This is a genomic window from Cellvibrio sp. OA-2007 (assembly GCF_000953825.1).
Taxonomy (GTDB): domain Bacteria; phylum Pseudomonadota; class Gammaproteobacteria; order Pseudomonadales; family Cellvibrionaceae; genus Cellvibrio.
On record NZ_BBUL01000096.1, the window covers coordinates 64,376 to 87,747 of the forward strand.

Annotated in this window: 22 protein-coding genes; 9 read left to right on the plus strand and 13 right to left on the minus strand. The window is 49.6% G+C overall.

Features of this window, described 5'->3' with window-relative positions; translation table 11 throughout:
- Positions 1-44 precede the first annotated feature (44 nt).
- Together AWU77_RS17095 and AWU77_RS17100 are read left to right on the plus strand one after the other, a co-directional pair.
- A complete protein-coding gene (locus AWU77_RS17095; protein ID WP_062066856.1) occupies positions 45-371 on the plus strand; it encodes an MGMT family protein in 327 nt (108 codons plus the stop codon).
- 16 nt (positions 372-387) lie between these two features.
- Entirely contained in the window at positions 388-1,692 is a 1,305-nt protein-coding gene (locus AWU77_RS17100) for an MFS transporter (RefSeq protein ID WP_062066221.1), read from the plus strand.
- 91 nt (positions 1,693-1,783) lie between these two features.
- On the opposite strand, the gene AWU77_RS17105 is transcribed toward AWU77_RS17100, so the two are convergent.
- The 5 genes from AWU77_RS17105 to AWU77_RS17125 form a co-directional block, all read right to left on the minus strand.
- Entirely contained in the window at positions 1,784-2,269 is a 486-nt protein-coding gene (locus AWU77_RS17105; RefSeq protein WP_062066224.1) for a YajQ family cyclic di-GMP-binding protein, read from the minus strand.
- A 47-nt stretch (positions 2,270-2,316) separates the two neighbouring features.
- The gene (gene ampE, locus AWU77_RS17110) at positions 2,317-3,294 is read right to left on the minus strand and encodes a regulatory signaling modulator protein AmpE (protein WP_062066227.1); all 978 of its coding nucleotides are present in this window, start codon (positions 3,292-3,294) and stop codon (positions 2,317-2,319) included.
- Positions 3,295-3,344: 50 nt separating this feature from the next.
- A complete protein-coding gene (ampD, locus tag AWU77_RS17115) occupies positions 3,345-3,911 on the minus strand; it encodes a 1,6-anhydro-N-acetylmuramyl-L-alanine amidase AmpD (protein ID WP_255353656.1) in 567 nt (188 codons plus the stop codon).
- 23 nt (positions 3,912-3,934) lie between these two features.
- Positions 3,935-5,416 carry an AAA family ATPase gene (locus tag AWU77_RS17120; protein WP_062066231.1) on the minus strand — a complete coding sequence of 494 codons (1,482 nt, stop codon included), beginning with the start codon at positions 5,414-5,416 and terminating at the stop codon, positions 3,935-3,937.
- A 103-nt stretch (positions 5,417-5,519) separates the two neighbouring features.
- Entirely contained in the window at positions 5,520-8,210 is a 2,691-nt protein-coding gene (locus AWU77_RS17125; protein WP_084618527.1) for a glycoside hydrolase family 3 protein, read from the minus strand.
- A gap of 143 nt (positions 8,211-8,353) precedes the next feature.
- Here AWU77_RS17125 and coq7 point away from each other — a divergent pair, with 143 nt between their 5' ends.
- A complete protein-coding gene (coq7, locus tag AWU77_RS17130) occupies positions 8,354-9,001 on the plus strand; it encodes a 2-polyprenyl-3-methyl-6-methoxy-1,4-benzoquinone monooxygenase (protein WP_062066234.1) in 648 nt (215 codons plus the stop codon).
- Between the two features lie 68 nt (positions 9,002-9,069).
- Here the strand turns inward: coq7 and AWU77_RS17135 are convergent, their stop codons facing one another.
- The gene (locus AWU77_RS17135; RefSeq protein WP_062066237.1) at positions 9,070-9,489 is read right to left on the minus strand and encodes an OsmC family protein; all 420 of its coding nucleotides are present in this window, start codon (positions 9,487-9,489) and stop codon (positions 9,070-9,072) included.
- Between the two features lie 281 nt (positions 9,490-9,770).
- Between AWU77_RS17135 and crp the strand changes: the two genes are divergently transcribed.
- Complete coding sequence (gene crp / locus AWU77_RS17140; protein ID WP_062066239.1) at positions 9,771-10,406, plus strand: cAMP-activated global transcriptional regulator CRP; 636 nt, start codon at positions 9,771-9,773, stop codon at positions 10,404-10,406.
- 87 nt (positions 10,407-10,493) lie between these two features.
- Here crp and trpC read toward each other — a convergent pair whose 3' ends face one another.
- From trpC to rpe, 5 genes are all read right to left on the minus strand, one after another.
- The gene (trpC, locus tag AWU77_RS17145; RefSeq protein WP_062066244.1) at positions 10,494-11,294 is read right to left on the minus strand and encodes an indole-3-glycerol phosphate synthase TrpC; all 801 of its coding nucleotides are present in this window, start codon (positions 11,292-11,294) and stop codon (positions 10,494-10,496) included.
- Positions 11,295-11,323: 29 nt separating this feature from the next.
- Positions 11,324-12,355 (minus strand): anthranilate phosphoribosyltransferase, encoded by a 1,032-nt coding sequence (gene trpD / locus AWU77_RS17150; protein WP_062066246.1) that lies wholly within the window; start codon positions 12,353-12,355, stop codon positions 11,324-11,326.
- A gap of 19 nt (positions 12,356-12,374) precedes the next feature.
- Entirely contained in the window at positions 12,375-12,956 is a 582-nt protein-coding gene (locus AWU77_RS17155; protein ID WP_062066249.1) for an aminodeoxychorismate/anthranilate synthase component II, read from the minus strand.
- Positions 12,953-14,464, minus strand: a complete 1,512-nt coding sequence (gene trpE, locus AWU77_RS17160) for an anthranilate synthase component I (RefSeq protein ID WP_062066252.1) — start codon at positions 14,462-14,464, stop codon at positions 12,953-12,955. Before trpE ends, AWU77_RS17155 begins: the two co-directional genes overlap by 4 nt.
- Positions 14,465-14,802: 338 nt before the next feature.
- A complete protein-coding gene (rpe, locus tag AWU77_RS17170; RefSeq protein WP_062066865.1) occupies positions 14,803-15,483 on the minus strand; it encodes a ribulose-phosphate 3-epimerase in 681 nt (226 codons plus the stop codon).
- Positions 15,484-15,564: 81 nt separating this feature from the next.
- Here rpe and AWU77_RS17175 point away from each other — a divergent pair, with 81 nt between their 5' ends.
- Positions 15,565-16,680: a DUF3530 family protein gene (locus AWU77_RS17175; RefSeq protein WP_062066258.1), complete on the plus strand. Its 1,116-nt coding sequence runs from the start codon at positions 15,565-15,567 to the stop codon at positions 16,678-16,680.
- A gap of 314 nt (positions 16,681-16,994) precedes the next feature.
- Here AWU77_RS17175 and AWU77_RS17180 read toward each other — a convergent pair whose 3' ends face one another.
- Together AWU77_RS17180 and AWU77_RS17185 are read right to left on the minus strand one after the other, a co-directional pair.
- Complete coding sequence (locus AWU77_RS17180) at positions 16,995-17,732, minus strand: tRNA-uridine aminocarboxypropyltransferase (RefSeq protein WP_062066261.1); 738 nt, start codon at positions 17,730-17,732, stop codon at positions 16,995-16,997.
- 77 nt (positions 17,733-17,809) lie between these two features.
- The gene (locus AWU77_RS17185) at positions 17,810-18,541 is read right to left on the minus strand and encodes a hypothetical protein (protein ID WP_062066868.1); all 732 of its coding nucleotides are present in this window, start codon (positions 18,539-18,541) and stop codon (positions 17,810-17,812) included.
- Positions 18,542-18,822: 281 nt separating this feature from the next.
- Here AWU77_RS17185 and AWU77_RS17190 point away from each other — a divergent pair, with 281 nt between their 5' ends.
- The 4 genes from AWU77_RS17190 (at position 18,823) to accC (ending at position 23,264) form a co-directional block, all read left to right on the plus strand.
- Positions 18,823-20,571 (plus strand): protein-disulfide reductase DsbD, encoded by a 1,749-nt coding sequence (locus AWU77_RS17190; protein ID WP_238582508.1) that lies wholly within the window; start codon positions 18,823-18,825, stop codon positions 20,569-20,571.
- A gap of 316 nt (positions 20,572-20,887) precedes the next feature.
- Complete coding sequence (gene aroQ, locus AWU77_RS17195; protein WP_062066266.1) at positions 20,888-21,328, plus strand: type II 3-dehydroquinate dehydratase; 441 nt, start codon at positions 20,888-20,890, stop codon at positions 21,326-21,328.
- A gap of 63 nt (positions 21,329-21,391) precedes the next feature.
- Positions 21,392-21,865 (plus strand): acetyl-CoA carboxylase biotin carboxyl carrier protein, encoded by a 474-nt coding sequence (accB, locus tag AWU77_RS17200; protein ID WP_062066271.1) that lies wholly within the window; start codon positions 21,392-21,394, stop codon positions 21,863-21,865.
- A 58-nt stretch (positions 21,866-21,923) separates the two neighbouring features.
- A complete protein-coding gene (gene accC / locus AWU77_RS17205; RefSeq protein ID WP_062066274.1) occupies positions 21,924-23,264 on the plus strand; it encodes an acetyl-CoA carboxylase biotin carboxylase subunit in 1,341 nt (446 codons plus the stop codon).
- Positions 23,265-23,372 lie beyond the last annotated feature (108 nt).

Here is a 23,372-nt window from a genome sequence, read left to right on the forward strand (position 1 = left end):
GCGCAAACAATATACAATTCATCGCTTCAAGTAAGTTAACCCTTATGAACAACCCTACCGCTAACCGCGAAGCATTTTATCTGGCGTTAATGTCTATCCCGGCGGGAAAAGTAATTACCTATGGCCAGCTCGCCGCACTGGCAGGGTTGCCCGGTGCAGCACGTTTGGCCGGCACTGTGTTGTGCGGGCTACCCGAGCAAACTGATTTGCCTTGGCACAGAGTCATTAACGCGCAGGGAAAAATTTCGTTACCAGAAAATTCCAGTGCTTATCAGGAACAAAAAAAACGGCTGGAGGCTGAAGGCGTAACTTTTACCAACAACAAAATTAATCTGCGTATTTACGGTTACACTACGCTCACACCCAACTAACACCCATACGGTTTTTATGAACTCATCTACACCCAGCTCAACCGACAATAATAATTTTAAAGGCTGGCGCGGTATCAAACGCGCGTTTGCTACTCCCTCTGCACTCACGATGTTGTTTTTGGGTTTTGGTTCTGGCCTGCCTTTTTTATTGGTTGGCGTTACGCTCTCCACCTGGTTGCGCGACACAGGCGTTGCCTTAAGTGTGATTGGCCTAATCAGTTACGCCAGCTTTTTTTACGTGCTGAAATTTTCGTGGGCGCCGCTAATAGATCGCTATCCACTGCCGTTTTTAGGTCGCCGAAAAGGTTGGTTGGCGCTGTCACAATTGCTGCTCATTAGCGCACTTGCAGGCATGGCCGTAATCGGCCCGGAATCATTGTGGTTATTTGTGTTGTTAGCTGGGCTAGCGGCATTTGCAGGAGCCACGCAAGATATAGTGGTGGATGCCTACCGCATTGAGGTTGCACCCGTTGAAGCGCAAGCCGCACTGGCGGCGACCTATATTTTGGGTTATCGCTTTGGGCTGATTATATCGGGCGCAATCGCACTGTATTTAGCAGAGTTAACAGGCTGGACCATTGCCTATTTAATCATGGCAGCATGTATTTTATTGCCATTAGTGGCAGGGCTGTTATCCAAAGAGCCTGCCGCACAAAAATTAATTGTGCGCGAAATTCATTTGCGCGATGCATTTATAAAACCTTTTCAGGAGTTTTTTTCGCGCAATGGCGTATTGCTCGCACTTGCCTTGTTGGCCTTTGTTGGACTATTTAAACTGCCCGATCAAATGATCGGAGTATTAGCCGGGCCATTTTATTTGGATTCCGGCTTTACCAAAGCCGATATTGCAACTGTATCCAAAGTCTACGGAGTATGGATTGGCATTGCGGGCGCGTTTTTAGGCGGTGTGTGTGTGGCGGCGTTTAATATCAAGCCTATGCTGGTAATTGCCGCAATTGCCGTTGCAATTTCTAACCTGGTTTATTTATTAATGGCGATCCACCCCTCGGAACAATGGGCATTTTTTGCAACCATCAGCGCCGATAATTTATCGCAAGGTTTTGCCGGAGTAGTACTGGTCGCGTTTATGTCCAGCCTCACCAATCGCAATTTCACCGCAACTCAATATGCACTGCTTGTTTCACTCGCACATTTGCCCGGGAAATTTATAGGCGGCTTGTCTGGCTACATAGTGGAAGCCTCTAGTTATTCCACGTTTTTTATTCTGAGCACCATTTCTGTTGTGCCCACTTTGCTATTGTTAATGTGGATTTGGAGCCGCATTCAAGGCAGCACACAACACTCAAATACAGCACAATGAAAAAAGCCGCTGGATAATAATATCCAGCGGCTTTTTGCGCGATAACAATAAGTTACTCAAGCAGCAAAAAAAGATAGAAGATTAAAAACCATTAATCCCTAAAGTTTTCAAACTGCAATGGCAAATCGATTCCTTCGGCGGTACGCAACATGGCAATTGCCTCTTGCAAATCATCGCGCTTCTTACCGGTAATCCGCACTTGATCGCCCTGAATAGATGCCTGAACTTTTAGTTTGGCATCTTTCACCATGCGTACGATTTTTTTCGCCAGCTCAGTTTCCACACCGGTGCGCACCAGAATATCCCGCTTGACTTGTTTACCCGCCGTTTTAACAGGCTTAACATCCAAACAAGAAACACCTATACCGTTTTTGTGCATCGCGCTTCTTAACGAATCCAGCATCGCGTCAAGTTGATATTCATTATCGGCCGTAATGGTAATTTCATACTCTTTACGCTCAAACTTGGCATCTACACCCTTGAAATCATAACGGCTGACGATAACTTTCCCCGCCTGATCAACTGCGTTGGTAAGCGCGTGTTTATCAACCTCTGAAACCACATCAAACGATGGCATAACTAACCTCTTTCAAACACTATAAACTCCGATTAAATCGGCAGTAATTAAACAATCAGCGTTGCAAATGCAATCGCACAGATCCAGAACAATAAAGAGCGAGAATACAGCGGCAAGCTCGATTTTACCAAAGCAAATGAATAGGCAGGCTCAGTGTGAGTAGTGATCACATCACCCGTCAGATCCTCGATAATATCTTGAGTTTCCTCTTCCATTTCCTCTTCCGCTTCGGCTTTTGCAACTGGCTCCATTTGTGCCATGGCTGCTTGCGAACAGTCTGTTGGCGCACCTAATGCACCGCGCAAACATTCGTTTAGCACATAGTCGGATGAGCTTTGGGTATCTAATAAGTTTTTACGCAGTGGGCAAGTTTCAAAATTCCCTACCAGCGCCCAGGTAATTCCCATCAAACGCACTGACGGCAACTCTAACAGCCACAACCACTTACTGGCGGTGGCATATGCATCGCTGCCCGCTGGTGAAAAATCGCGGTACAACACACTTAGGCGGTACAACAAGGCACCAAAAGGCCCAGCGATAAAAAACCAGAAGAGCACCGCAAACGTGCGCTCAAATCCGCGATAAGCAAACACTTTTAACGCCTCAGTATGCAGGCTGCGCCAATCGGCAGAGTCAACATCAGCTGCATCAAACGAGTGCCCGGCGCGCAAACGATCGAGCAATTGCACTGCCGCCACATTGTCGCCGCGCGTAGCCAGTGCAATATATTCCTGCGCATCGGCAAGAATATTGCCGCGCCCCAAGCTGTAGAGCAGCACAGGTACATAAAGAAAAAACAACCACTGCTTACCGGCCAATTGATCAATTAACAAAAATATAAACACCAAAACCACTAGCGGGATTAATAGCGCTAATAACAGCGGCGGTATTGCTGAAGCAGAGAGACCAGGAATTTTTTGCAGGCGATTGATAAGCCATTTGAACCAGCCATCATATTGCAGAACACTGGCCGAACCGAGCCAATAGACGATAGCGAGTACAACAACCAAACTGAGAAAAATCATTTTGTTTAATCACTCTTCAGTCAATAGAGAAAATGGCATTAGCCGAAACATTAGCCGAGAGAAGCGCGGTAACGCGCCCAATCAAAGGCGGGGCCGGGGTCAGTTTTACGCCCGGGCGCCACATCTGAGTGACCGGCAATACGCTCAGGTGTTAGTTTAGGATAAGTCAGCAGCAACTGGCGAGAAACTTTCTCCAGCGCAGCGTATTGCGCATCGCTGTAAGGGATATCATCTGCGCCCTCCAATTCAATGCCGATGCTGTAATTATTGCAGTCGGCAACCCCGCCGAAACTGGAGCTGCCCGCATGCCAGGCGCGCGCATCAAACGGGACAAATTGTGTGACGTTACCGTCACGTTCGATGAATAAGTGGGCAGAAACCTTGAGTTCAGCGATAGTTTCAAAATAGGGGTGCAAGCTTGCTTCCAGTTTATTTTGGAAAAAATCCTGCACATAACCACCGCCAAAGTCACCGGGCGGCAAGCTGATATTGTGGATAATTAGCAAGCTGATCTCGCTATCATCCGGGCGCAAATTAAAATTGGGCGATGGGCAATGTGTCGCCCATTGCAGCCAACCATCACAAATCATTGCGCCATTATCCTTAGTATCAATCATTTACATACCAGAAATTATTAAGATTACGCCGGAATAGTCCGATCTTGCGCCCACAAACGCAAGCTCGCAATTTGTTCGGACATAACGACTGAGAGCGGGCTGGTTGCTGCAATTTCATTCAATAAAATATCTGTCGCAAGTACTTTACCCTCTGCACCTGCGGAATAGAGGGCAGCGATTATCGCCTGCTCAATTTCCGAACCGGAAAACCCTTCGGTCGCTGCAGCCAGTTGTTCAAGATTAAAATCGCCCACAACACAGTTGCGTTTGCGCAGATGGATGGAAAAAATATCTTTGCGCACCGCTGATTCAGGCAAATCGACAAAAAAGATTTCATCCAAGCGGCCTTTACGGATCAATTCCGGCGGCAGACGCGCAATATCATTACTGGTGGCGACAATAAATACCCGTGTGCGCCGCTCTGCCATCCAGGTTAATAAGGTGCCGAGCAAACGCTGTGAGACGCCGTTGTCGTTGCCATCTTGCGCCATACCTTTTTCAATTTCATCGAGCCACAACACACAGGGCGACATAGCATCAGCTAGCTTTAATGCCTCACGCAAATTGCGCTCAGTTTCGCCGTGGAATTTATTATAGAGCGCACCCACATCCATTCGCATCAGCGGCAAACCCCACAAACCGGCCACCGCTTTGGCCGCAAGGCTTTTACCACCGCCCTGCACCCCCAGCAATAATATGCCTTTGGGGCGATCCAGTTTGGAATCGTCATTGTTAAATGCATCGCGACGTGTTAACAGCCAGCGTTTTAAATTGTGCAAACCACCCACATTGGAAAAATCTTCTGTCTGCTGCTCAAAGCTGATAACACCTTCCATATCCAGCAGCGCAAATTTAGCTTTGTTGATGCGCGGTAAATCATCTTCATTGAGCGCACCATCATTCCAAATCGCCGAACGCACCAAACGATGCACATCGCTCACACTCATGCCTTGTAAATTATTCACCACTTTTTTCAAGGTGAGATTATCGGTTTTAACTCGTGCATTGCCGTTGCGCTCCGACCAATCTTTTGCCTCTTCACGAATGATTTCCATAATCTTATCGTCATCGGGCAAGGCGAGTGTGTAAGCGGCGCTGTAGCGTGTCAGCTCTAGCGGTAGACGTAATTGGTAGCTGAGCAGAACCAATGTGTGCGGCACCGCAAAATGATTGAGCGCAATATCTTTTAACAAACGCACAACCTGCGGTTGATCGGTAAGGAAGGGATGGAGATCACAGAGAGCAAACATCGCCGGCTGCTGTTGCTGTTTAATGTGCCGCAGCATTTCTTCAGGATCATTTAGCTCGCTGCCTTTGGGCACTAATTGCGGGCCAAAATTCAAGCGTGTAAGGCCTTCGGTTATCGACCAACGGTGCAAATCCTTACCTTGTTTATTGGCAACTTTGAGCAGTACATCCAGTGCTTTTTTTTCTTCGAAGGTTTCTATCACCAACAGAGGGATGCGGGAATCCAACAGCAGTTTTATTTCGTTAACATCTTGCACGCGTGTCTCCTTTCAGCCGGACGAATAATTATAGTGGCGAAGCAAGCATGAAGTGCGGATTGCATCCTTGCAATAGTTTTTTGTAGAGCCTGTTTTCTATCGCTTAAGGCTCGCGGATATCAATTATCTGACGCAAACGAATATCACTGCTGGATGCACCGATCTGGATTTCATAACGACCAGGATCTACGGCATAGGCTTTTTTCTGCTCATCGTAAATTAGCACGTCCTTATTAGGGATAAGGGTAAAACTGATTTCTCGCTGCTCGCCTTTTTGCAAATGCACACGCTGCACTGCACGCAACTCTTTTAGTGCACGTGAACGCAAAGGTTCAACTGGCTTGATATACATCTGCACCACCTCGTCGCCTGCGTACTTACCGATATTTTTTAGCTGCATGCGCACCTTGATGGTTTGCGCTGGAGTGAAGGCTTTTTGATTCACGACCAACTTGGAATAGTTAAAGCGGGTGTAGGACAAACCATAACCAAAGGGATAAAGCGCTTCACCGGTAAAATAGCGATAGGTGCGGTTGCGCATGGAATAATCATCAAATGCGGGCAATTTTTCATCGGCCTTATAAAACGTCACCGGCAAACGACCTGCGGGATTTACATCGCCGAACAATACATCGGCCATCGCATTGCCGCCGCGCTGACCGGGATACCACCCCATCACAATAGCTGGTAGATTTTTATCAGCCCAATCAATCGCCATAGCGGCGCCACCGGTCAACACCATGACAATGGGTTTACCGGTTTTGTGCAGGGCTTCCAACAATTTTTGCTGGATCGCAGGCAAGTGAATATCGGTGCGATCACCACCGGCAAAACCGGGATAATTCACTTTCATTTCTTCGCCTTCAACATCGCCCGTTAAACCACCGACAAAAATAATCACCTCTGCATCTTGCGCAATTGCCAAGGCTTCATCAAACGGTGCCTGAGCATTAGGTAAACGCCAGCCCAAACGAATTTCGGCATCGCGGATATCTTCAAAATATTCGAGCGTGATGTCATAGGCTTTGCCGGCCTCCAATTCAATCGACGCACTGTGGCTACGCAACCGCTCGGCCAACTCCCACGAGTCGATCAGGGTTTTGCCATTGATTTTTAAGCGCACACCATCGTTGGCACTGACATTTAATTCATAGTTTCCCGATACCGGCGGCAAGAGCTGCCCCGTCCAGCGCACACTGTAATTATCGCTGGGCAAACCGGCGCCCGCAGCAATTTCACCGCGCGCGACCAGCGAATCAGTGGGTGCGCCGCGATCCCAACGAAAGGCGATGCGCGAATCAATCCGCGTCAATAAAGGTGCTCCAGAGAGTTCGGCATTATTAAAATATTCGCCGCGCAACCCCTGCTCAGTGGAGCTGGATGAGGGGCGCAAATAGCTTGGCTCGATGACGGGCGCTGCGCGCGGATCTTCCCTGCCCTCCACCAAATCCACACCGCGTGCATAACGTATCTGGGTGTCAGGTGAAACAGCCGCGCGTATACCTTGCAAAATTGTAACGGGCGCCGCGGGGGTACCGTAATAATTGCCCAGCAGCGACATCACTTCATCCGCCGTGGGTCCAATGACGGCAATATTTTTCAACGATTTTTTGAGCGGCAAAATGCCATTATTTTTTAATAATACGATTGATGACTGTGCGGCTTTGCGCGCGAGCTGATCGTGCTCAGCGGATTGATTGATCCCGTAGGGTATTTGCGCCCAGGGCACATCGCGATCAGGATCAAACATACCCAGCCGGAAACGAGTCAGGAATAATCGACGCAGCGAATCATCCAGCTCTGCCTCGGTAATCAAACCTTGGTTTACTGCGCTTACTAATGCCTGATAAGTTTTGCCACAATTTAATTCAGTGCCTTGTTTAACACCGAGCGCGGCAGCCTCTTCTGCGGTTTTTACAATCTTGTGATGCAAAAAAATATCTTCAATCGAATCGCAGTCAGACACCACGTATCCCTTAAAGCCCCAATCTTTGCGCAACACATCAATTAGTAAACGCTGGCTCGCTGATGCCGACTCACCGTTGACGCGATTGTAAGCCCCCATCACCGAGGCGACATTAGCCTCTTGCACCAAGGCTTTGAAGGCGGGCAAATAGGTCTCATACAAATCGCGCTCACTGGGATGCACATCAAAATAGTGGCGATCTGCCTCCGGGCCGCTATGCACGGCAAAATGTTTAGCGGTTGCATCGGTTTTGCGATATTTATGGGTGGGTGCATCGGCGTAATCGCCCTGCAAGCCTTTTACAAACTCAACGCCCATCCGACTAGTGAGAAAAGGATCTTCACCATAGGTTTCCTGACCGCGCCCCCAGCGCGGATCGCGAAAAATATTGATGTTGGGCGACCAAAACGTCAGCCCTTGATAGCGCAGCCGCTGATCGCGCCTCACAAACTCGTGATGTTTTGCACGGCCTTCGTCACTGATCACTCGCGCGACCCGGCCCACCAATTCAGGGTCAAAGGTTGCTGCCAATCCAATCGCCTGGGGGAATACAGTTGCATCGCCCGCGCGCGCCACACCATGCAGGGCTTCATTCCACCATTCGTATTTGGGAATGCCCGAGCGCGGAATCGCGGGGGCATCATTGAGCATTTGGCTGACTTTTTCTTCCAATGTCATACGCGCAACCAAATCCGCTGCGCGCACTTCAAAACTGCGCGACAAATCCTGATAAACCGGCATTGGAGTTATTGGCGCCGCTTGCTGGGAAAAACACAGAGCAGAACCGCTGCCGACAATTATCAACAGTAAAGATCGAACCAAAAACATAAGGAATTTCCCCAGCAGACTTGCAACAAAATGGTTATTGTTTTTATGACTATAAATAGGGTTTTGTTTGCATACAAGTAAAATAGGGTTAAGTGGCTGCCAGATTTCTGTTTAAATAGCCTATCGCCCAAGGGGGAACCTCTATGCCCAACAGACACTTAAGCCTGATCGACACATTTATCATCAATGCCGACCGCGCCTTGCGCACGCTGGCAGCCGGTAGCGATATGACCAGCGAGCGCCCATCGCCCGCCCGCCCATTAAGTGAAGCCGACCTCAGCGAGGCCGAGCGCAAACAAGCCGCCGCCTTGATGCGGGTTAATCACACCGGAGAAGTGTGCGCCCAAGCGCTCTACCAGGGTCAGGCTTTAACTGCCAAATTACCTGTTGTCCGTGCCGAGATGGAAAAAGCCGCCGAAGAGGAAGTTGATCACTTGGTCTGGTGTCAGGAGCGTATTGATGCCCTGGGTAGCCACACCAGTTATTTGAACCCGGTATGGTACGGGCTTTCATTTGCAATTGGCGCGGGCGCGGGTTTGGTAAGCGACAAAGTCAGTTTGGGCTTTGTTGCGGCAACCGAAGATCAGGTCTGCAAGCATCTGCAAGATCATCTAACGCAACTGCCGGTAGGCGATGCACGCAGTCGCGCAGTGGTAGAACAAATGCTGGAAGATGAAGCGCGCCATGCGGATATGGCGTTGAGTGCAGGCGGTTACAATTTTCCCACACCAGTAAAAGGCCTGATGACACTGGTCTCCAAAGTGATGACCACCACCAGCTATCGCATTTAAACCTGGAGTATCAGCGCAAAAAAATACCCGCAACTCGCGGGTATTTTTATATGGTACCTAGACAAATTCTAGGCTTCGCGAATTTCATAGGAGTGAGTGATTTCTACTCCACCGGCTTCCAACATAATCGATGCTGAACAATATTTGGTCGCCGATAATTCCACTGCACGTTTTACCTGCGCTTCCTTTAATTCCTTACCGGTAACCAAAAATTTCATATGGATTTTGGTAAATGGCGAAGGTACGCCTTCCGCGCGCTCGGCTTCCAGTTCACAGCGGCAATCCGTCACCTGCTGGCGCGCTTTAGTCAAAATGCTCATCACATCAAATGAGGAACAGCCACCCAAGCCAAGCAACAGCATTTCCATTGGGCGCACACCGGTATTGCGACCGCCATGATCTGGTGGGCCATCCATCAATACTGCATGGCCGCTGCCCGACTCACCTAAAAATTGCGCACCATCCACCCATTTCACTACTGCTTGCATAATCGTACCCGCTGTAAAAATTGCGCCAATAAAAAGTCGCCTAGGGTAACACAGCAGGCCAAAAAACCGAAAATGTCGCGAAAAACAACAATTAATCCCTGAATAATCACTTTTGATAGACAATTGAATTGTCTAGGCTTATAACTGCATCACAAAATTTCAGTGTGTCATGGCATATCTATAGCAGTGCGATGACCTTGTCGTCATAATAAATTTCATAGCTGAATTAGTCATATAAAAAATTCACCAACCATTACTATTGATCAATAGGGAGCCACACCTTGGTCGCTGTCTCACTCACACCGCACATTAAGAATGTGGAAGAATTTTTAATACACTGCCATCACCGCCGTTATCCAGCCAAAAGCACCATTATTTATGCGGGCGACAAAAGCGATTCTCTGTATTACATAGTTAAAGGCTCGGTTACCGTCTTGATTGAAGACGATGAAGGTCATGAAATGATTGTTGCCTATTTAAATGATGGCGACTTCTTTGGTGAAATGGGTTTGTTTGACGAGAAAGATTCGCGCAGCGCTTGGGTGCGCGCAAAATCTGAATGTGAAGTTGCCGAAATCAGTTATGCAAAATTTCAGGAGATCTCTGAATCGCACCCTGAATTTTTGTTTGCACTCGGCAGCCAAATGGCGCGTCGCTTGCGCGCCACCACACGCAAGGTTGGCGACTTGGCCTTCCTTGATGTGACAGGCCGCGTTGCACGTACTTTACTTGAACTCTGCAAAGAACCAGATGCCATGACGCACCCAGATGGAATGCAGATTAAAATCACTCGCCAGGAAATCGGCCGAATTGTTGGCTGCTCCCGCGAAATGGTTGGCCGCGTACTCAAGACTTTGGAAGAACAAGGCTTGGTGATGGTAAAAGGCAAAACCATGGTAGTGTACGGCACCCGCTAATAGATTTCGTTAGCGCAAAAAACAAAGCCCGCTTTACGCGGGCTTTGTTTTTTCTCCTCAATATAAAACTGAATAGTTTCGCCAGAGTTACTGCGCGAAAAACTCAGCAAGCGCAACGCCAGGTTCATCGGCGCGCATAAACGCTTCGCCCACCAAAAACGCATTAACATGTTTACTGCGCATAGCCTGCACATCGGCGGGCGCGAGAATTCCGCTTTCAGTGACCACAATGCGGTCGCTGCCGATTTTATCCAGCAATTTATAGGTGGTTTCCAAGGTTACTTCAAAGGTGTGCAAGTTGCGGTTATTAATACCGATTAATTTATTCGGTAAGGTCAAGGCTATATCCAACTCGGCCTCATCGTGCACTTCCACCAATACGTCCAAGCCAATAGCCTGCGCCAGTGTATTAAGCTCCACTAATTTTTCAGCAGTGAGTGCAGCAACGATCAGTAATACACAATCGGCGCCCATCGCCCGCGCTTCGTAAATTTGGTATTCATCGACCAGAAAATCCTTGCGGATCACCGGTAAATTCACTGCGGCACGCGCCTGCTGTAGATATTCATCAGCACCTTGGAAAAAATCCACATCGGTTAAGATCGACAGACAGGCTGCACCGCCCTGCTCATAAGAGCGCGCCAATTCAGCTGGCACAAAGTGTTCGCGAATCACGCCCTTACTCGGTGATGCCTTTTTAATTTCAGCTATCACACCCGATTTGCCTTGTGCGATTTTGTTTTCAATCGCCGCAACAAAACCGCGCGCCGGTGCTTGTGCTGCAGCGCGTTGTTTTAATTCCTCCAGCGAAACCTGTGTTTTACGCTCGGCAATTTCTTCCCATTTACGCGCAATAATTTTACGCAATACTGTTGGTGTATCAGACATGGATCAATTCCAAAAACGGTTTACAAAAATTATTGCAAATATTGGGTGAAGGCTGCCAGCTCGCGGATTTTTTCGCCCGCAAGACTGCTGCCGATAGCATCGCGCGCCATTTCAACACCATCGGACAAGGTGCTGGCAACACCGCTCACGTAAATTGCAGCGCCGGCGTTAAGCGCGATAATATCAGCTGCTTTTTCGGCGTATTGCCCACGGCGATTTCCTAACGCATCGCGAATCAGCAAAAGAGAATCCTCAGCATTGCTCACACTTAAACCAATCAGACTTTTGGATTGCATACCAAAGTCTTCCGGTTTAATGATGTACTCACGAATCTCACCATCTTTTAACTCAGCAACCTGGGTTTCACTCGACAAGCTGATTTCATCCAAACCATCTTTGGCATGAACCACCATGACATGCTCACTGCCCAAACGCGCCAGCACTTCGGCCATTGGTTTACACAAATCGCCATTGAACACACCTATCACTTGGCGTTTAACTTTTGCGGGATTGGTCATAGGGCCAAGCATATTAAAAATGGTGCGCATCCCTAATTCTTTACGCGGGCCAATCGCGTGGCGCATCGCCGCGTGATGTGCTGGCGCAAACATAAAACCCACACCGATTTCACGCACACAGCGGGCAACTTGTTCAGCGGTGATATCCAATTTAATACCCGCCGCCTCAAGCACGTCAGCACTGCCGGTTGAGCTGGAGACAGAGCGATTGCCATGTTTGGCAACGCGACCACCGGCAGCGGCGACAACAAATGCACTCGCCGTAGAAATATTAAATAAGTTGGCGCCATCGCCACCCGTACCGCAGGTGTCCACTAAAAAGGGAACATCTAACTCAACCGGCGTAGCTAGTTCGCGCATCACCATTGCGGCGCCACTGATCTCATCCAGCGTTTCACCTTTCATGCGCAATGCCACTAAAAAGCCACCGATCTGCGCGGGTGTTGCACCTCCTGTCATCACCACACGCATTACCGCAATCATCTCTTCTGTGGTCAGGTCGATACGTGCTACCAATTTTGTTAATGCTTGTTTGATATCCATTGCCCTTACCTTTTATAAATCAATACGTTGTTAAAAAATTGCGCAACATATCGTGGCCGTGTTCCGTCAGGATCGACTCCGGGTGAAACTGCACGCCTTCCAGTGCGAGAGTTTTATGTTTTACTCCCATGATTTCCGCCATGCTGCCATCTTCATTTTGCGTCCAAGCCGTTATTTCCAAGCAGTCGGGTAGTGATTCTTTTTCAATGACCAATGAGTGATAACGCGTAGCCTGAAATGGATTGTTTAATCCGGCGAATACACCTTTGTTGTTGTGATACACCGGCGAGGTTTTTCCGTGCATCACAAAGGGTGCGCGAATTACCTTGCCACCCAACGCCTGACCAATGCTTTGGTGACCAAGACAAACACCAAGCAACGGAATTTTTCCGGCGAAGGTTTTGATCGTATCGACCGATACGCCAGCTTCCGTCGGCGTACAAGGGCCAGGGGAAATCACAATTTTTTCTGGTGCAAGTGCGGCAATTTCTTCGATGGTGATTTCATCATTGCGCACCACTTTGATGTCTGCACCCAGCTCACCAAAATATTGCACCAGGTTATAGGTAAACGAATCGTAGTTGTCGATCATTAAAATCATTTTGCATCCCCTTTTACTGCTGCAGCTCCCACCATATCAACGGCTTTAAAAATCGCGCGCGCTTTATTCATGGTTTCTTTCCACTCCAGCGCGGGAATAGAGTCTGCAACAACACCGGCACCCGCCTGCACATAAAGTTTGCCGTTTTTAATCACTGCGGTGCGAATCGCAATCGCAGTATCCATATTGCCATTCCAGGCGATATAACCTACTGCACCACCATAGATACCGCGTTTTTCCGGCTCCAACTCATCGATAATTTCCATCGCGCGGATTTTCGGTGCACCACTTAAGGTTCCGGCAGGCAGGGCTGCACGCAATACATCCATCGCGCGCAAGTCATCTTTTAATTTACCGGTGACGTTGGAGGTAATGTGCATTACATGGGAGTAACGCTCTACCACCATTTTATCGGTCAGTTTCACACTGCCGATTTTTGCCACGCGGCCAACATCATTGCGCCCCAAATCAATCAGCATTAAATGCTCGGCAATTTCTTTCGGGTAATTAACCAATTCAATCTCCAGCGCTTTATCTTCTTCCGGTGTATAACCGCGACGGCGAGTTCCGGCGATTGGGCGCACCGTCACTTCACCATCTTCCAAGCGCGCGAGAATTTCCGGGCTGGAACCGACCACATGGTGATCGCCGAGATCCATAAAATACATGTAAGGCGACGGATTTAAATTGCGCAGCGCGCGATAAAGATTGATCGGCTCCTGGGTAAAATCAATCGATAAACGCTGGGAGACAACCACTTGCATGGTATCGCCCGCCAGAATGTAGTCTTTGATTTTATCGACATACTGATGAAAGCTTTCTTCGCCGCAATTGGAGGTAAATAGCGGTTCATTGTGACCGTTATTGCCTAGCGATAAACTCGGCGTTGCCGGAATTTCACCGCGCAGTTTTTGCTCCAATTCATCCAATCGAGCGTTCGCTTTGGCAAAGGCATTTTCAACATCTGGATTGGCGTGAATCACAAAAATTAATTTACCGGCGAGGTTGTCAAACACCAGTACTTCGTCGGATACGCTGAGCAAAATATCCGGTGTACCAATCACATCTTTCGGTGTGCTGGCTTTTAAATGTGGCTCGACATAACGCACACAGTCATAACCAAAGTAGCCAACCAACCCGCCAGTAAAACGCGGCAAGCCAGGCAATTCAGGTGCGCGATAACGCTGCTTGAACTCTTCTACAAAGCTCAGGGCATCGGCGCAAGTATGAGTCTCCACCACTGTGCCATCGCGCTCGATTTGTATTTCATCGCCAAATGCTTTTAATACAGTGCGTGCAGGCAGGCCGATCATGGAGTAACGCCCCCATTTTTCGCCGCCTTGTACGGATTCAAATAAATAGGAGTAAGAGCCAGCAGCCAGTTTGAGATAAGAGGACAACGGCGTATCCAAATCAGCCAGCACTTCGCGCATAACAGGAATACGGTTGTAACCTTGCGCGGCTAATTGGGCAAACTTGGTTTGATCGATAAACGGGTCGGAAGTCATGACATTACCTTTACGCTCACCTGATAGGGGGCAAGCTTTTATCTTTTTCAGTATTGTATTTGCGCAGCACAATTAATGGAAAAGAATTAATGGCAAAACCACTAACCAATTCCGATGCGCAAACAGGGAAAGGCAGGCTCAGCGCAAAATCGCGACGGATTTTGACCAAGCGGGATGAACTAGCGACGCCATCGGGCGGCAAGGCGGGTAGCGCACTCTGTTGTGTAGGCTGCGTGTTTCACGAGGATGATTCCTGTTTAAGTGAGAGTAAGTGTACTTAAATAAATTGCCGATGCCTACCCTCAAACCACTGCCAATACCTGCAAATTCACAGCAGATTAAACCAGTGCTAACTGCTCGCGCATTTGGGCGATAACCGCTGCATAATCCGGCGCATTAAAAATCGCCGAGCCCGCGACAAAGGTATCTGCCCCCGCCTCTGCTACTTCGCGGATATTCGCCAAGCCAACACCACCATCAACTTCCAAGCGAATCGGAAAGCCGCTGGCATCGATCAGGGCGCGCGCTTCACGTAACTTGTCGAGTACATAAGGGATAAATGCCTGACCGCCAAAACCCGGGTTGACCGACATCAACAGCAACATATCCAACTTGCCCATCACGTATTTGATATGGTCGAGGGAGCTGGCGGGTGTGAGCACCAATCCAGCTTTGCAGCCCTTATCTTTAATCAGCTGCAGGGAGCGATCCACATGGCGCGAGGCCTCCGGGTGAAAGGTGATGTAGGTAGCGCCAGCGTCAGCAAATTGCACGATCAAATCATCCACCGGCTCAACCATCAGGTGCACATCAATTGGCGCGGTCACACCGTATTTGCGCAGGGCTTTACACACCATAGGACCTACGGTGAGATTGGGCACATAATGGTTATCCATCACATCAAAATGGATGATATCGGCACCCGCGGCGAGCACTGCATCCACTTCTGCGCCCAAGCGCGCAAAGTCAGCCGAGAGAATTGAGGGCGCTATTTGGTAATCTCGCTTAAAGTTCTGCATAAATGTCCCGATATGGATAAATGGCAGCGCGCATTCTACGTGATAAGGTTTGCCACCAAAACCCACCCCCAGGACTGAACCATGCTAGCAGTCGGCTTATGGCCAACAAGATCGATCAAAACCCCTGCAGGCTTGCTGTGCGGCGCGCTGCTACTTTGCCTCTTGCCACTGATAAGCACTGCGCAAGAGCCGGAAGAAAACGCAGAATCATCGGCAGCGAGCAGCGCAGCCAGCTCCAGCAGCAAATCCTCCGAGGCGCCGCTTTATCCATCCCGCACCATGCGCAACAAAAGTTTATTTGCCGATGAGATCAAAGATGAAGCCCAATGGCTGGACACAGAACACGGGAAAATCCTCGCGCTCTATCGCCCTACCGAGGCCAAAAAGACGCTGGGTGTACTGATTCTGTTTCACGCCGCCGAAAACCCGCAATTCTGGCCGCCCATGCTGGAAAACCTGCGCGCCAATCTGCCCCGCTACGGCTGGGAGACACTGGCGATTAGCTTGCCGCATAAGTATCCAGCCCCAATTCCGGCGCGACCAAGTTCGTCGTCATTTAGCGCATCAGCATCTAGCGCAAGCGGTGAAACTGAGGACAACACAGAAGATGCCGCACCTGCAGACGAAACTGCCGCTCAAGAAGAAGCGGTAGCCGCCGCATCCAGCAGCGCACCCGGCTCGTCGAGTGCTGCCTCCTCCAGTGTTGCGCGGGAAGTTCTGATCGCAACCTATGTCGAGGCGGCATTTGGCTTTCTCAAAGAGAAAGGGCGATTTAATGTAGTGGTATTAACAGACAACAGTTCTGCCCATCAAGTCCTGCAAAACTTACTGCCACAAGTCAAAGAGAATAAACGCGATGCCAGCGTAGTAGATGGCCCACTGCAAGCCTTGGTAATCACCAACCTGCAGCAACAAGAGCCGATCAGCAAAACCGAGTTGGAAGCTATTTTTAGTGCGGCGCAATTACCGGTGATGGATATCTTTTTTGCGCCAGACAATGCCGAGCAACACGACGCGCGCGAATTGCACCGCGCCATAGCTATGCGCAAAAAGTTAGCCGATTACCAACAACACTTGATCGACACTCAACCCAAGATGGTGGAACAAGACCATCAAAGTTATTTGCTGGGGCGCGTGCGCGGTTTTATGAAACAAAAAGCCAGCGGCAGTGAGTTGACCAGCAACAACCCACAATAATGCCCAAAATAAAAACGGGATCAGCCATTGACTGATCCCGTTTCTTTAACGCACAAAGCTCAACACATCCCGTCCTGAACCTTGTAATCGCCTTTCATTTACATGACACAATTGAGTGAAAATGGCGATCCGAATTAGGCGCTTCCCTTGACCCTGCTTGGTCAACCTACCCTCCCTGACGACCTCCTTGTTAGAAGCCATTTTCAAGTAAACACAGGGTTGGGAATAGTCGCAAAATTCACTGATTCATGTAGGAAATCAACTACAGCACGCTGCGGCTATTGGCTTATAAGCCCGAGGAAATAGGGCAAATCTCAGGCTTTTTTGTAAGCCTCCATACGTTTATGCAACTCGCCAACAACAGGAGCAACCGCGCCACGTGTCGCCAGGTAATGCACATTAAATAGCTGAAAATAATCCTGCAGTGCATTGGCGATACGCGGCTCACCCGCCATTTCCAAACATAAACTCGCCGCTTCTGCGGTCGATAAATAATGCTCTTGATGGGATTTACGCACCGCGTAGCCGCGCACCAAAGCCTCCGGCAATATCACACAGGGGATATTTTCCAGCCAACGGCTCAAATGAAACATCCGACCGCTCTGTTTCCAGGTGCCATCCAACACAACAAACGTATTGATTTTGCCGTCGTCCGGCAACTCAGCAATCAACTGGCGCGGCTTGGCACTGGCATCACTGGCATCCACCGGAAACACGATCAAACAGCGCCGCTGCGGATCACTTAATAAAGCCAACAATTCCGGGGCTGGCTGGGTGCGACTCCAACAAAAAGCATGGGTCTGACGCGGCAAAATATCCGCAATCAAACGCCCGGTATTGGTGGGCTTAAACACCTCATCGGTATGCATCAACAGTACAAATTCCGAGCGCGCCGCCAACTCTGGTCGCCAAGGACAAAGACACGCAAATACCGCCAGCTGACAAGCCTCACAGCGCACCACCGACTTACCCCGCGCCAGAAATTCCCGCGTAGACAAGGCCAAACGCTGCGCGCGCAATTGCAGATATTGATTTGAATATTCGCCAACCATCAATCACTCACAAAAAAACCATTGAACATTAGCGACAAAAAAAAGCGCTCTCATGAGCGCCTTTTTGGCAGATACAGTCACTGCGCCACCGGCACCAATTGTACGCGTGGCGGGCTACCTAATTTGATGTCGCCGCGCACTCTATAACCCGGCACCGCATCGCGCATTTTTTGGTAGATCCAGCGCCCTTCCACATCCGTGCGCGCAATGATAATCGCCAGACTCTTAGTTGCTTTTAGTTTTTGTGCGATTCCGGTTAGCTTGGCGATAATTTGCGGATCATCTTTGCCAAGCAAGCTCGCATCGAGTAAAAACTCATTTGCACCGCCACGATAAGGCTCTACTGGCGGGGCTGATTTAATTTGTTCCGCCAAACCGGTTGCTACTTCTTTAATTAGCAAGTTGGTCGGATCAACAATGCGTGCATTATTGAGCATTGTGGTTGCCTGCGAGTAATTGCCACGAGCCGCCGCCTGACGGGCGAGATCTACATAGCGCATAACAATACCCTGCAGGCCACCTTTGGCGCGGGTGTTATTGGGGTCTAACTTGAGTGCTGCACGAAAGTAATCATATGCGTTGTCATTGTGGGGTGTGAGTAGCTGGTCGTGCGCCAAGGTATATTCACCATTGAGAATCAACAGTTTTACTGCTTGCTGTTCTTTGGTAATGACGGGTTTAGGCTGCACTTGGGGCACAGGAGCGGGAGCAGGTTGTTTTTTTTGATTGGCATAAAAGGGAATCTGGCAAGCACTGAGCGAACACACCAAAACAGCCAATAAACCACTGCGACCAATAGAATTACGCATAACACCCTTCTCGATAATCTCGTTAGACAATCCATACATTAATTTACCAGACCACCCGAACATCTAATCGCAAAAGAAAAACCAAACAGCGATAGAATGATCTTTATTACCGGTTGTCTACAGGCCGCGTATGTTACTGTAAGTCGCGTCGCCGGGCACCATTGCTCGCTCACGAACATTTACTTTTAAACCGGGAAGCTCCTCATACCATGTTTAATTTGCATCAACCAAGATCTGGACTTGTGTATCGACTCAGCATGAACGCGCTAATGCTACTTGTCATGCTATTAGCCCAACCCAGCACTGCCGAGGATTTTTTAACGCAAAAAACCGGATCGTTCACCAGCAACAATGCATTGAATTCCAGCTTACTCGCCGGCCAAGATGAATTTTTGCCCGTGGCCGAAGCATTCAAACCCAGTTACATCATCACGCAAGGCAGACTGGTTTTGCACTGGCAAATTGCAGAAGGTTACTACCTGTATGAGGAGCGCTTTGTTTTTCGCCCCGACAGCAATATCCAACTAACTCCTTCTTATACCCCGGGTAAGATGAAGTATGACGAGCTGTTTGAACGCGAAACCATGGTGCATTACCACGAGGTGTCGGCGAGCTTTGATTTAGCGGGCATCGACAAGGCATTTACGCTAAAGCTGGAGTATCAGGGTTGCGCCGATGCAGGCCTCTGTTATCCCCCGCAAAAACTGACACTGGCGATTGACCCCGCAAACGCCTTAGTGACGGAACAGGCCTTAAGCGCACCGCCACTTGCCGTTGAATCAACAAGTGCAGCTATCGCATCATCCACCGCTACAACAACCGGTTCCAATTGGATCTTTCAGGCGATTATTTTTGCGCTGCTGGGCGGCATGATTTTGAATCTGATGCCCTGCGTATTTCCGGTTCTCTCTATTAAGGTGATGAGTTTGGCAGCCGCAGACCGCTCGCGACTCGTCATCCACGGCTGGGTTTATACCCTTGGTATTGTGCTGTGTTTTGTGGGCTTCGCTGTGGCTTTACTCATCGCACGCAGAGGTGGAGAAGCAATTGGCTGGGGCTTTCAGCTGCAGTCGCCGGGCCTCATCGCCGCCCTCGCCTATTTGTTTTTTGTGATGGGCTTGAGCATGTCAGGCCTGATCAATGTTGGCAGCAGCCTGATGGGAACCGGCCAAAACCTGACCCAAAAATCCGGCCTGAGCGGCTCTTTCTTTACCGGCGTGTTGGCAGCCGTGGTCGCCAGCCCCTGCACCGCACCTTTTATGGGGGCCGCACTCGGTTTTGCCTTAACCCAACCAGCCATTGCCTGCCTTGCCGTATTTGCCGCCTTGGGTTTTGGCATGGCATTACCCTTATTAGTACTTTGTTACTTGCCCACGTTGGCCGAGCGCTTGCCCAAACCCGGGGCCTGGATGGATAACCTCAAGCAATTCCTCGCCTTTCCTCTTTACCTTAGTGCAATCTGGCTGCTGTGGGTTTTCGGCCGTCAAACCAGCGTTAGCGGTATGGCAGCACTCTGCGTTGGTGCTGTCGCCATCGCCTTTGGCTGCTGGCTATTAGGACGCGACGCGCGGGGATTTTGGCAGCTAGTGCGCCGGATTAGCATCGCCGCCAGTTGGATAATTGCAGTTGTCCTGGTTTGGCAAAGCTCCGCAAACCAAAACCAAACACCGACTGGCCGCTGGCAAGCTTACAGCCCTGAACTTGTCACCTCACTGCGCGCCGAAGGTCGGCCAGTATTTATCAACTTGACCGCTGATTGGTGCCTGACCTGCCTCGCCAATGAGCGAATTGCACTTCACACCCAGGCCGTTGAGCAAATCTTTGATGAGTTAAATGTGGCGACAATTAAAGGCGATTGGACGAATACTGACCCGAAAATCACTGAACTTCTGCAAGAATATGGTCGCAGTGGTGTGCCTTTGTACCTCTGGTTCCCCGCCGGCAGCACCGATAAAGCAATCGTTTTACCGCAACTGCTAACACAAGACCTGATTATCGACACACTAAAAGCGAAAATAACCGCAAAGTAATTGCTTTTTGATTATTTTCGCCACACTTGCCTGCAACATTTTGCAACTTCTCACATCTTGCCGCTAACATGGGGGCAAGATGCGGGGATAATCGAGCAAAACGGCTATTTCCACCCCCCTGCTTAACACTATCACGAATAACTTCTTCAATCATGCAGGCATTTTCTGCCATCTAAACAAAATTTCGCGGGCATCGTGGACATATCCTGCTTTTTGCGGCAAACTCCTCCCACTTTGAAATCCCCGGCAAGCTGAACTTGCGCTTTCGTTGCGAGTCTCAGCATAAAACCAGAATATCACCGCAGGATCACTGTTAATGGCAACCATTTTGGTACTTCACGGCCCCAATCTGAATTTGTTAGGCCTGCGCGAACCAGACATCTATGGTGCAACTACGCTTGATGATATCAACCGCAATTTGACCCAAGTCGCCATAGCGGCTGGCCATCATCTGCAAACCCTGCAAAGCAACGCTGAATACGAACTGATTGACCGCATTCACGATGCGCGCAAAGAAGGTGTCGATTTCATCATCATCAATCCCGCTGCGTTTACCCACACCAGTGTCGCCTTGCGCGATGCATTGTTAGGGGTCGGCATTCCATTTATCGAAGTACACCTATCCAACGTGCACAAACGCGAAGCCTTTCGTCACCACTCTTATTTTTCTGATGTCGCCCACGGCGTCATCTGCGGTTTTGGTGCCACCAGTTATGAACTGGCACTACAAGCTGCATTCAAACTCGTTAAACAGTAACGCTTTTATTAATTTGGCCCTGCCAATAACAATCACAACACACCTTGTTACAGAGAGGATTTTATGGATATTCGCAAAATTAAAAAATTGATCGAGCTGCTGGAAGAATCCAACATCGGCGAACTGGAAATCAAAGAAGGCGAAGAGTCTGTGCGCATCGCCCGTAACAGTGGCACCACCCAATACTTCAGCGCACCAGCGCCTGCTGGTTACGCTATGCCTGCAGCACCTGCCGCTGCAGCGCCAGCAGCAGCTCCGGTTGCGGCCGCACCTGCAGCAGCCCCAGCGGCACCGGCAACTGCTGGCCATGTAGTGAAATCGCCAATGGTTGGCACCTTCTACCGTTCACCAAGCCCAGGCTCACCTATGTTTGTTGAAGTGGGCAAACACGTAAAAGCGGGCGACGTAATCTGCATTATCGAAGCGATGAAAATGATGAACCAAATCGAAGCCGACAAGACTGGCATCATCGAAGCGATTTTGGTGGAAGACGGCAACCCAGTTGAATTCGATCAGCCTTTAGTGACCATTGTTTAATCAACCATTGCGGTTGCCTGCAGGGCACCCCAATCGCTAATCGCTGAGGAACTGGTTTATGTTCGATAAAATTTTGATCGCCAATCGCGGCGAAATCGCATTGCGTGTATTGCGTGCGTGCAAGGAAATGGGCATCAAGACAGTTGCTGTCCATTCACAAATTGACCGCGATTTAAAACACGTACGCCTGGCAGATGAATCCGTCTGTATTGGCCCAAACCCATCACCCAAAAGCTACTTAAATGTACCGGCAATTATCGCCGCGATGGAAATCACCGATTCCGAAGCCGTTCACCCCGGCTACGGCTTTCTCGCTGAAAACGCTGACTTTGCCGAGCGCGTGCAAAAAAGCGGCTTCACCTTTATCGGACCAGATCCAGCGGTAATCCGCATGATGGGCGACAAGGTTGAAGCGATTAAAGCAATGAAAAAAGCGGGCGTTCCTACCGTACCAGGTTCAGATGGCCCACTGCCAGAAGACCCTGAAGAGTGCATGAAGATCGCCAAGCGCATCGGCTACCCAATTATCATCAAAGCCGCCGCTGGTGGCGGTGGTCGCGGTATGCGCGTAGTGCACACCGAAGCGGCACTGATCAACTCCATCCATGTAACCCAAGGCGAAGCTAAAGCTGCCTTTGGCGATGACACTGTGTACATGGAGAAATTTTTACAGAACCCACGTCACGTGGAAGTGCAAATTCTGTCTGACGGCCAAGGCCACGCGATCCACTTGGGTGACCGCGATTGCTCACTGCAACGCCGCCACCAAAAAGTACTGGAAGAAGCACCCGCTCCCGGCATTCCGCAAGATGTGCGCGAAGCGACCTATGCCGCTTGCACCAAAGCCTGTATTGATATTGGCTACAAAGGCGCCGGTACTTTTGAATTCTTGTACGAAGATGGCCGTTTCTACTTTATCGAGATGAACACCCGTATTCAGGTTGAGCATCCGGTATCCGAAATGGTGACCGGCATCGATTTGATCAAGGAGCAAATCCGCGTTTGTTCGGGCTTGCCACTGTCAATCAAACAATCCGATGTGATCATTCGCGGTCACTCGTTTGAATGCCGTATCAACGCAGAAGACCCGAAAACCTTTATGCCCTGCCCCGGCCTGGTAAAAGGTTTCCATGCGCCGGGCGGCTTAGGTGTGCGAGTGGATTCACACTTGTACAATGGTTATACCGTGCCGCCGAATTACGACTCAATGATCGCGAAAATTATCACCTATGGTGATACCCGCGAGATCGCCCTGAGCCGTATGCGCAACGCACTGGATGAAACCATTGTCGACGGCATTCGTACCAATATCCCGCTGCAGCAAATGCTGGTGCGGGACCCGGAATTCCGCAAAGGTGGCGTAAACATCCACTATCTGGAAAAGAAATTGGCGGAGTAAAGCTGCCAATTGACCTGAAGGGCGCGATTTATCGCGCCCTTTTACATTGCGTCACTACGTATTTGCGCCCATCATTTCAGCTCCACATTTATCAGCAAGAATTTACTT

Excerpts from the sequence above, each read along its gene's own strand:
- AWU77_RS17095 (WP_062066856.1), top strand. The coding sequence starts at position 45 with ATGAACAACCCTACCGCTAACCGCGAAGCATTTTATCTGGCGTTAATG.
- AWU77_RS17100 (WP_062066221.1), top strand. The coding sequence starts at position 388 with ATGAACTCATCTACACCCAGCTCAACCGACAATAATAATTTTAAAGGC.
- AWU77_RS17105 (WP_062066224.1), bottom strand. The coding sequence starts at position 2,269 with ATGCCATCGTTTGATGTGGTTTCAGAGGTTGATAAACACGCGCTTACC.
- ampE (WP_062066227.1), bottom strand. The coding sequence starts at position 3,294 with ATGATTTTTCTCAGTTTGGTTGTTGTACTCGCTATCGTCTATTGGCTC.
- ampD (WP_255353656.1), bottom strand. The coding sequence starts at position 3,911 with ATGATTGATACTAAGGATAATGGCGCAATGATTTGTGATGGTTGGCTG.
- AWU77_RS17125 (WP_084618527.1), bottom strand. The coding sequence starts at position 8,210 with ATGTTTTTGGTTCGATCTTTACTGTTGATAATTGTCGGCAGCGGTTCT.
- coq7 (WP_062066234.1), top strand. The coding sequence starts at position 8,354 with ATGCCCAACAGACACTTAAGCCTGATCGACACATTTATCATCAATGCC.
- AWU77_RS17135 (WP_062066237.1), bottom strand. The coding sequence starts at position 9,489 with ATGCAAGCAGTAGTGAAATGGGTGGATGGTGCGCAATTTTTAGGTGAG.
- trpC (WP_062066244.1), bottom strand. The coding sequence starts at position 11,294 with ATGTCTGATACACCAACAGTATTGCGTAAAATTATTGCGCGTAAATGG.
- trpD (WP_062066246.1), bottom strand. The coding sequence starts at position 12,355 with ATGGATATCAAACAAGCATTAACAAAATTGGTAGCACGTATCGACCTG.
- AWU77_RS17155 (WP_062066249.1), bottom strand. The coding sequence starts at position 12,956 with ATGATTTTAATGATCGACAACTACGATTCGTTTACCTATAACCTGGTG.
- trpE (WP_062066252.1), bottom strand. The coding sequence starts at position 14,464 with ATGACTTCCGACCCGTTTATCGATCAAACCAAGTTTGCCCAATTAGCC.
- rpe (WP_062066865.1), bottom strand. The coding sequence starts at position 15,483 with ATGCAGAACTTTAAGCGAGATTACCAAATAGCGCCCTCAATTCTCTCG.
- AWU77_RS17175 (WP_062066258.1), top strand. The coding sequence starts at position 15,565 with ATGCTAGCAGTCGGCTTATGGCCAACAAGATCGATCAAAACCCCTGCA.
- AWU77_RS17180 (WP_062066261.1), bottom strand. The coding sequence starts at position 17,732 with ATGGTTGGCGAATATTCAAATCAATATCTGCAATTGCGCGCGCAGCGT.
- AWU77_RS17185 (WP_062066868.1), bottom strand. The coding sequence starts at position 18,541 with ATGCGTAATTCTATTGGTCGCAGTGGTTTATTGGCTGTTTTGGTGTGT.
- AWU77_RS17190 (WP_238582508.1), top strand. The coding sequence starts at position 18,823 with ATGCTATTAGCCCAACCCAGCACTGCCGAGGATTTTTTAACGCAAAAA.
- aroQ (WP_062066266.1), top strand. The coding sequence starts at position 20,888 with ATGGCAACCATTTTGGTACTTCACGGCCCCAATCTGAATTTGTTAGGC.
- accB (WP_062066271.1), top strand. The coding sequence starts at position 21,392 with ATGGATATTCGCAAAATTAAAAAATTGATCGAGCTGCTGGAAGAATCC.
- accC (WP_062066274.1), top strand. The coding sequence starts at position 21,924 with ATGTTCGATAAAATTTTGATCGCCAATCGCGGCGAAATCGCATTGCGT.